Genomic DNA, 8400 nt, shown 5'->3' on the forward strand with positions numbered 1-8400 from the left:
CTGCCTGCTCGCCGCCTCCCTCCACGCGACCAGTGCAGACCAGCGCAAGCCGAAAGCCACCAATTTCATCGCCTCGCTGCTCGGTCCGGCTCCTCCGCCGCCGCCGTCACGCAAACCCGTTTTCGCGCTCGCCTCCGCGACGCCTCCGCCTGCGCCTTCGGCCGTCATGCCGGTGCCGGCCATCGAGCAAGGCGACGCCAGCGGCCCCGGCGACAACGTCCGGGCGGCGAGCCTCTCTCCGAACCGCCCCACCCCGCGCGATGCGGGCCCCTTCCGCTTGGCCGGCAACTATCACGTCCAGGTGGGCGCCTTTACGTCCGAGGGCGACGCCCAAAACCGCCTGGGCATGGTCCGGCAACGAGCACCCAATCTTCTCAGCGGGCATATCCCCTTCACGGCCTCCTTCACCAAGGGCAGCACCGAATGGTACCGCGCCCGGTTCGCCGGCTTCTCGAAGACCGATGCCCAATCGACCTGCGATGCCTTGAAGCGGATGCAGCTTGAATGCATCGCCATGGCCGCCGAATAGACGGCGCCGCGTAGTCCGGCGGCGCAGATCCCCTAGCCGCCGAGCAGAACCTCTTTCGCCTCGTTGATGCGGGCGGCCAGGTAGGTGGACCCCCCATGGTCGGGGTGCATTTTCATCATCAGCGCCGATGCGCTTGGCGGATGTCCTCCTCGGAGGCATCGGGCCCCACTTCGAGCACGGCCCGGGCCTCATCCGCGCTCATGCGCCCGCCCCTCGACCGCGCCCGGCCGGCCCTTGCTTCGGCGGCGTCCTCGGCCTGCTCCCGCCAGCCGGCGACCCGCCAATCCAGATAGGCCTCCATCAACGACGCCTCCTTCAGCCGGTCGGCGGCGAAGTCGTTGTAGAGCTCGATCGCCTCGCGGTCGCTTAAGGAAGACAGCGCACGGCCCGAGAAGCGCCCGGCGCGCACCTTCCCGTCCATATAGCCGCTGTCGTGGTCGAGCTCCATTTCCAGCCGCTCGGTTTCCACATGCGACGTCTGACCTTGCGACTTCTGCGCCGAGCCGAACCCGCCGCCGAGCCCGCCGGCGCCGCGGCCACCGACCAGGGTCAGCGCGAACGCCGCGATGGGGATGGCGATGGGCAGCGCCCCGCGCAACGCCAGGAAGCCGGCGACGGCGAACAGCGCCACGCCGCCCGCTTTCCGCATGCCTAAAGCGAGCTTGCGCGGATTGGCGCCCGAGAGCAGACGCGCCCCGAACAGGATCACGAGGAGAAGGGCGCACCCGGCCAGGAAATAGACCATGGCGAAAACCGTTAGCGGAGCTGTTCGAGCAGACGCACCGCCGCGCCGCTCTTCGAGTTCTCGAGCGCCTTGCGCCCGCCCGTGGCATAGACCGCGACGGCCGCCAGGAGTTCGCGGAGCTGCGCCGCCGAGCCCGCATCGAACCGGCAATAGGCGCCGCGCGACAGGCGTGCGATTTCCCTGACGCGCGCTCCGCCCGGGCGTCACCCCCCTCCTGGAACACGAACACCGGCACGCCGGAAAGCCCGAGTTCGCCGGCCAGCTGGCTCAGATCGTCGACATTCTCTTCCATGCAGTCGCCCACATAGATCAGCGCATTGACCTTTCGCTTCTCGTTCTCCTGGCGCGCATGGGACAGCACTTTGCGGATCTGGGTATGCCCGCCCTCGCAATGGACCTGGCGCATCAGCCGCGCCAGCGCGTCCGGATCGCCCACCCAGCGGCTCGCCTGGCACTCGTTGAAGCCGCGGAAATAGATGAGCTGCACGTCGAGGCCGCCGACCGCCTTGACCGCGCTGAACATCTCGCTCTGGAGCGAAAGGGCCAGGTCCCAGCTGGGCTGCCGGCTCATGGTCGCATCCATGGCGAAGATCAGCCGGCCCCGCCCCGATGACGCCGGCTGAAGGCTCCGCACCTGGTTCAGGAACGCATCGAGATCCCCGCGCGCGGCGGACGGCTTGCGCGCCACGTCGCCGGATCTGGTGTTTGCTGGAGCCTTCGGGTCTGCCATCAGCGGGGTCCGCCATGGTCCTCAAATCGCCATGGAATCTAGTCTCTCGGGTATAGATGGACCCTTAAGGCGGGAACCACAATGCCGAGAGCTTTCACTCCTCCTCGCCGCCCGCGGCCAACAGGCCGGCATTGCCGCCCGACGCGGTGAGATTCGTGGTCCGCACCCGCTCCACCGCGAACGCCTCCAGGTAACGCGGCCCGCCAGCCTTCGGTCCGGTGCCTGAGAGCCCCTCCCCGCCGAAGGGCTGCACGCCGACCACGGCGCCGATCTGGTTCCGGTTCACATACATGTTGCCCACCCTGACCCGCCGGGCGACGAAGTCGGCGGTTGCCTTGATGCGGCTGTGCACACCGAGCGTCAGCCCGTAGCCCGTGGCGTTGATCGCCGCGCACACCGCGCCGAGCCGTTCGCCCTCGAAGCGCACCACGTGGAGGATGGGTCCGAACACCTCGCGGTCCAGAACGCCGATCTTAGGAATCTCGTAGATCGCGGGGCTGACGAAGCTGCCGTGGCTGTCTTTCGCGGGCGGGTCGAACAGCACGCGGGCTTCTTTGCGCATCTTTGCTTTATGCGCCTCGAGCGCCGCCTTGGCGTCTGCGTCGATCACCGGGCCGATATCCGTCGCGTAATCGAGCGGATCGCCGAGGGTGAGCTCTTCTGCGGCGCCCACCAGCATCGCGATGGTCGCGTCGGCGACGTCCTCTTGCAGAAACAGCACGCGAAGCGCCGAGCAGCGCTGGCCCGCGCTGTCGAAGGCCGAGGTAAGCGCATCGTCCACGACCTGCTCCGGCAGCGCCGAGGAATCCACGATCATAGCGTTCAGGCCGCCGGTCTCGGCGATGAGCTCCGGGATGGGCCCCGCGGCGGCCAGGGTGCGGTTGATGGCCCGGCCGGTGTCGGTGCCGCCGGTGAACACCACCCCGTCCACCCGGGGGTCGGCGACGAGCGCGGCGCCCACCAAATCCCCGCGCCCCGGCAGGAGATGCAGCACCTCGCCCGGCACCCCGGCCTTAAGCAGCAGCCGCACCGCATGCGCCGCCACCAGCGGCGTCTGCTCCGCAGGCTTCGCCACCACGGCGTTGCCGGCGGCGAGCGCGCCCGCGACCTGGCCGGTGAAGATGGCGAGCAGGAAGTTCCACGGCGAGATGGCGGCGAACACGCCCCGCCCATGAAGCGAGATCTCGTTCTGCTCGCCGGTCGGCCCGACCAGCGTCCGCGGCATCGCGAACTTGGCGCGTGCCTCGGCCGCGTAATACCGCAAAAAGTCCACCGCCTCGCGCAGATCGCTTTGCGCGTTTCCCAATGTCTTGCCGGCCTCGCGCACCATGAGTGCCATGAGCGGCGCGCGCTCGGCCTCGAACAGATCGGCGGCGCGTTCCAGATGCTCGGCCCGCGCCACGCCGCCTCGCGCGTCCCAGGCCTCATGAGCGCCGCGTGCCACGTCGAGCGCCGCATCGATGGCCGCCTGGTCGGCGCTGCGGCAGGTCCCGACACGACGCGGCGGTGGGGCGAGGTCATTTCGATCACCGTGCCGCCCGTCTCGATGTCCTTCCCAGAGACGATCGGGTTCGCCGCGGCGGGTTGGGCCAGGGCCGCCTCGATGGCGCGGAGCAGCGGCGCCCGAACCAAAGGCTCCCACACCGGCAGGCCGAGGCTGTTCTCCCGCGCGCGCGAACAGTCTCGGCGGCAATGGGATCGACGGATTTGCCTTCTCCGGCAGGCGCGCGGCCTTCTCCACGGGGTCGGCGACGATGGCCGCGATCGGGGCCTCGTCGTCCGCCAAGCGATTGACGAACGACGTGTTGGCGCCATTTTCGAGGAGCCGCCGTACGAGATAAGCGAGCAGGTCGCGGTGGCCGCCGACCGGCGCATAGATGCGGCAGGGTTTCCCGAGGGACTCCGGATGCACCACCTCCCGGTGCAGCGCCTCGCCCATGCCGTAGAGACGCTGGAACTCGTAAGGCGCGTCCCCCGCGATCTCGGCGACCGCCGCGATGGTCTGAGCGTTGTGGGTGGCGAATTGCGGATAGAAGCAATCGGGCCGCGCCAGCAGCGCCCGCGCCGCGGCGAAATAGGACACGTCCGTATTGACCTTGCGCGTGAACACCGGATAGCCGGCGAGCCCCGCTTCCTGCGCCCATTTGATCTCGCTGTCCCAATAGGCGCCCTTGACGAGGCGCACCGGGATGCGCCGTCCCGTGATTTCGGCAACGGACGCCAACCAGTCGATCAGCGGCAGCGTGCGCTTGGAATAGGCCTGCACCGCGACCCCCAAGCCGTTCCACCCCGTAAGCCGCGGATCGGCGAACAGCGGCTCCAGCAAAGCCAAGGAGAGATCGAGCCGCTCCGCCTCCTCCGCGTCGATGGTGAGCGGCAGCCATGCCTCTCGCATCGTCCGCGCCAGCGCGCGCAGCCGCGGCAGCAGCTCGTCATGGAGCCGCGCCTCCTGCGACGGGTCGTAGCGGGGATGGAGCGCCGAGAGCTTCACCGACAGGCCGGGGCGCGTGCGCAGCGCCTCTTCGCTACGCGCTTCGGGCGCGCCCGCCCACGCGGCGATGGCGGCGGCCGCTTCCAGGTAACGGTCGGCGTAGCGCGTGGCGTCTTCAGCGGTGCGGGCCGCCTCGCCCAGCATGTCGAAGGAGAAGCGATAGCCTTGGCTGCTCTCGAACGACGCGTTGTCGAGCGCCTCCTCGATGGTCTGCCCCAGCACGAACTGGTTGCCCAGGATGCGCATGGCGTGGCGCAGGGCCTGACGGATGACCGGCTCGCCGCTGCGTCCGATCAGACGCTGCAACCGGCTGCCGAGATCGGCGCCGTCGTCCTCGCCCCAGTCGAGCATGTGCCCGGTCAGCATCAGCCCCCAGGTGGAGGCGTTGACCAGCACGGACTCCGAATGCCCCAGATGCCGCGCCCAATCGCCCGAGCCGATCGTTCCCGCGATCAGCCGGTCGGCGGTGGCGGCATCGGGGATTCGCAGCAGCGCCTCGGCGAGACATAAGAGAAGCACGCCCTCCTCGCTGGAGAGTCCGTATTCGGCCAGGAAGGAATCGACCCCGCCGGACTCCCGCCGCCCGGTCCGCGCCGCCTCGACCAGTCGCGTGGCCACTGCCGTCACGCGCTTCTTCTGTTCGTCGCTCAGGCGCGCCTGTTCGATCAGCGCCGTGACCAGCTGATCTTCGTCAGCGAGCAAGGCCCCGCCGATCGCCGCGCGGCTCGGCAGCGAAAGCGTGGCGGCGATGTCGGCTCGAGGCGCGCCCATAGCGTCAATTTAGTCCTTCCGGGCGTATCCTACGAGACGCTATGGTCGCGGCCCTTCCGGAGACCGATCATGACAGGCGCCATCGAGACCGTCAGGACCGTCCGCGATTTGCGGGCCCGCGTCGCCGCTTGGCGCGCGGGCGGCGAGACCGTTGCCCTCGTGCCCACCATGGGCGCCATCCATGACGGGCATCTGTCGTTGGTGAAGCGCGCCAAGGCCCATTGCGGCCGCGTGGTCACCTCGCTCTTCGTCAATCCGCTGCAGTTCGGGCCGCGCGAGGATTTCCACGCCTACCCGCGCGACGAAGCACGCGACACCGGGCTCCTCGCCGCCGCCGGGAGCGATCTCCTCTACGCGCCCGACGCAACCGAGATGTATCCGCCGGGCTTCTCCACCAAGGTCCATGTGAGCGACCTCACCGAGGATCTGTGCGGCGCGAGCCGCCCGAACCATTTCGACGGCGTCGCCACCGTGGTCGCCAAGCTCCTGCTGCAATGCGCGCCGGACACGGCGATCTTCGGCGAGAAGGACTATCAGCAGCTCCTGGTCATCAAGCGCTTCGTGCGCGATCTGAATATCCCCGTCGAGATCCTGGGCGCGCCGATCGTGCGCGAGGTGGACGGGCTCGCGCTCTCCTCCCGCCAACGCTATCTGTCGCCGGAAGAACGCGCCATCGCGCCGGTGCTGCATCAAACCGTCCGGCAGGTCGCGACCGACTTGGCACAAGGCCGCGGCGCGGACGATGCCTCGGAGGCGGCGCGCTTCCGGCTCGAAGCGATGGGGCTGCGCGTCGACTATGTCGCCGTGCGCGATCCCGACACCCTGAAGCCCCTGCACGGCCCGGTGAAAACCGCCCGCGTGCTGGCGGCGATCCATCTCGGCAAGACGCGTCTCCTCGACAACGTGCCGGTGCCGCCTGACGATTAATGGAACGACGAAACCCTAAGCGCAGAACCAATCCAATTATCCCAAATCAGCTGCGGCGGGCTCAATGGCCGTACTAATGTCATTGTGGAGAGGCGAACTTCCGCTCCGACACGCGTTTTGGGAATACGCTGTTGCTTACGGCACGATCGCCAGCATCTTTGCCACAGTCGCCGCTATCGCATCGGTTGCGATGAGCTTGCCCGATGCGGTGGCTGTCGGGCTCTTTCTGATTCCTGTTCCATACATTCTCATCGCTGTCGTCGGAGTAATGCGCAGCGCCAATCGATATGATGGGCCGCCAATTTGGGCGAGCTTGGCGAGAGTTGCAGTCTTGGTCTGGGGAGTCCTGATGATCTTGATCTGAGCGTCGTCCTTGCTGGGGTGCTTTTGCCGGCAAGAGTCACCGTGAGCCAAAAGACCGGGTAATGTGGCGCGCGGTCCAAGCGCCTGTGCTCTCGTCCGCCATCGTGCCTGTGCTGAAAAAGGCGACCACGGCATCGTTCGCAGGCGAGAGGTACAGTCCCTGCCCACCTAAGCCGGCCTTGAAGAAGTCCCCGTCCGGCGTGACAACATCCCACTGGTAACGGTTGGCGAGCCCGGGAGGCGCCAGAATGTTTCCTGGATCGGCGCACCCATGGCGCCTTTCGAATACATTTCCGGCCGCAGGCCCGTCTGAAACCTTCGGACGACATCATCGGGGATGATCGTTCCTTTGCCGAATTTTGTCTGGCTCGGCGTGAACGTCATGCCGAAGCGCGCAAAGTCACGAAGCGAAGAATTCATGAAACCGAAGCAGTTGGCGCGCCCCTGCTTGTTCAAGCCCACATAACCGTCGTGTTCAGTGCCGATCCTGCGCCAGATCCGATTGCCGTAGTGCTCGGCGATCGGCATCTGGGTGAGCCTCTCGACGATCATCTGGCAGACATAGGTGTTCATTGAGTTGTATTCGAAGACCGTGTGCCCCGGCTTCGTTCGCTTCATGGCCCGCAAAACTTCGATCGGCGTCTCGGCAAAACCGTCAACGGGCGCGAACAAACCAATGCTCTCAGCCCACTTGTACCAGCCCCGCGCTGGATTGGTTCGGGCATCCGGTTCTTCGTGCTCTGTCGAGTCGAGCCCGGTGGCCATGTCCAGTGTCTGTTCGACCGTAACAGAATCCCACACCGAGTCCTTGAGCTCGGAGATGTACTCGGGCACCGGCTTCGATGCATCCACCTTCCCCTCGTGCTCGAGCAGCGCAAGCGAGGTGCCGACAATGATTTTGCTGCACGAGAACCAGATGTGCTTGTCGAAGGGGCGCATTGCTTTGTAGCGCTCGTACACAAGGTTGCCCTCATGCAGTACGACAAGGCGTCCATGGTCGAGGTATCGAAATATTCGTCGACCGACTTGACCGTCTTGTCACTGAATTCGATTGGGATGCGGGCGATGGACGGGTCTATTTTCTCCGGCAACTCGTGGATGGGCCCGTCCCGCAGAACCTGCTGGGTATATTGATACTGCGAGATATGCTGCCAAGCGTGTTGCGTCTTGTCGCTCGCAGCGAGCAGCAGCGGCATATTGGTCGGGTCATGGAAGAAGGCGTAGACGCTCTCGGCCTCGCTCATTCGCGTTGTGTATGTCTTCAACTGTCTTCACCTCTTCCCAACTTTCGAGTCGCTCAACGCTTAGCCTCAACTGCGGAAGCCCTCGCTCGCCAAGAAGGGCGATCAAGCCGGCAGATACGACAGAAGTCTCACCAGTCGATCAGCCGAAGCTCGCGCAGCTCTTCGCGCATGCCGGGCGGCATGTCGTCATTGGCGCCCTCCAGCGCGCGCAGATCCGCCGGGGCATCGGCCGCATCCAGATAGCGCCAGCCCTGAAAGGCGCGGCGCGGCTGCGGCCGCGTTGCCACCAGCTCCACATCGAGCACGATGCCGCAACAGGGCGTGCCGTCGTCCTTGGTGGCGGGCGCGAGATCCAAGATGCGCTGGCGCACCAGCACGAGACCCTTGATCACCCAATAGAGCGAGCCGCCGGCGAGGATGTCGTTGCGCCGCCGCGGGGTCTGCCGCGTGCGATGGCAAAGCGCGGCCGGCTCGCCGGCGGCCGCCCGCGACCGCAACCGCGCCGACTGCCAATCTCTTAAGTCTTGAACGGTCTCGACGCCGACACAGAGCTTGACCAGATGCACCGTCATCGAAGCCTCACTGCGCTCTCAGTGCGCC

The 8400-nt window shown here is 66.7% G+C and carries 6 protein-coding genes and 1 pseudogene; 2 read left to right on the forward strand and 5 right to left on the reverse strand.

Annotation, left to right across the window (positions count from 1 at the left end; translation table 11 throughout):
- Positions 1-529, forward strand: a 529-nt coding sequence (locus tag AUC71_RS08905) for an SPOR domain-containing protein (protein ID WP_141701572.1), incomplete at its 5' end; no start/stop codon positions are given.
- 118 nt (positions 530-647) lie between these two features.
- Here AUC71_RS08905 and AUC71_RS08910 read toward each other — a convergent pair.
- From AUC71_RS08910 to putA, 3 genes and pseudogenes are all read right to left on the reverse strand, one after another.
- Complete coding sequence (locus tag AUC71_RS08910) at positions 648-1274, reverse strand: hypothetical protein (RefSeq protein WP_083238219.1); 627 nt, start codon at positions 1272-1274, stop codon at positions 648-650.
- 11 nt (positions 1275-1285) lie between these two features.
- Positions 1286-2004: pseudogene (locus AUC71_RS21105) on the reverse strand (vWA domain-containing protein).
- 94 nt (positions 2005-2098) lie between these two features.
- A complete protein-coding gene (gene putA / locus AUC71_RS08920) occupies positions 2099-5266 on the reverse strand; it encodes a bifunctional proline dehydrogenase/L-glutamate gamma-semialdehyde dehydrogenase PutA (protein ID WP_204376689.1) in 3168 nt (1055 codons plus the stop codon).
- A 69-nt stretch (positions 5267-5335) separates the two neighbouring features.
- Between putA and panC the strand changes: the two genes are divergently transcribed.
- A complete protein-coding gene (panC, locus tag AUC71_RS08925) occupies positions 5336-6193 on the forward strand; it encodes a pantoate--beta-alanine ligase (protein WP_069623985.1) in 858 nt (285 codons plus the stop codon).
- Between the two features lie 531 nt (positions 6194-6724).
- Here panC and AUC71_RS08935 read toward each other — a convergent pair.
- Together AUC71_RS08935 and AUC71_RS08940 are read right to left on the reverse strand one after the other, a co-directional pair.
- Positions 6725-7570, reverse strand: coding sequence for a serine hydrolase (locus tag AUC71_RS08935; protein WP_083238220.1), 846 nt, complete (start codon positions 7568-7570; stop codon positions 6725-6727).
- A 358-nt stretch (positions 7571-7928) separates the two neighbouring features.
- Positions 7929-8372 (reverse strand): DUF1489 family protein, encoded by a 444-nt coding sequence (locus AUC71_RS08940; RefSeq protein WP_069623988.1) that lies wholly within the window; start codon positions 8370-8372, stop codon positions 7929-7931.
- Positions 8373-8400: the final 28 nt, after the last annotated feature.

This window comes from Methyloceanibacter marginalis (assembly GCF_001723295.1).
Classification (GTDB): Bacteria; Pseudomonadota; Alphaproteobacteria; order Rhizobiales; family Methyloligellaceae; genus Methyloceanibacter; species Methyloceanibacter marginalis.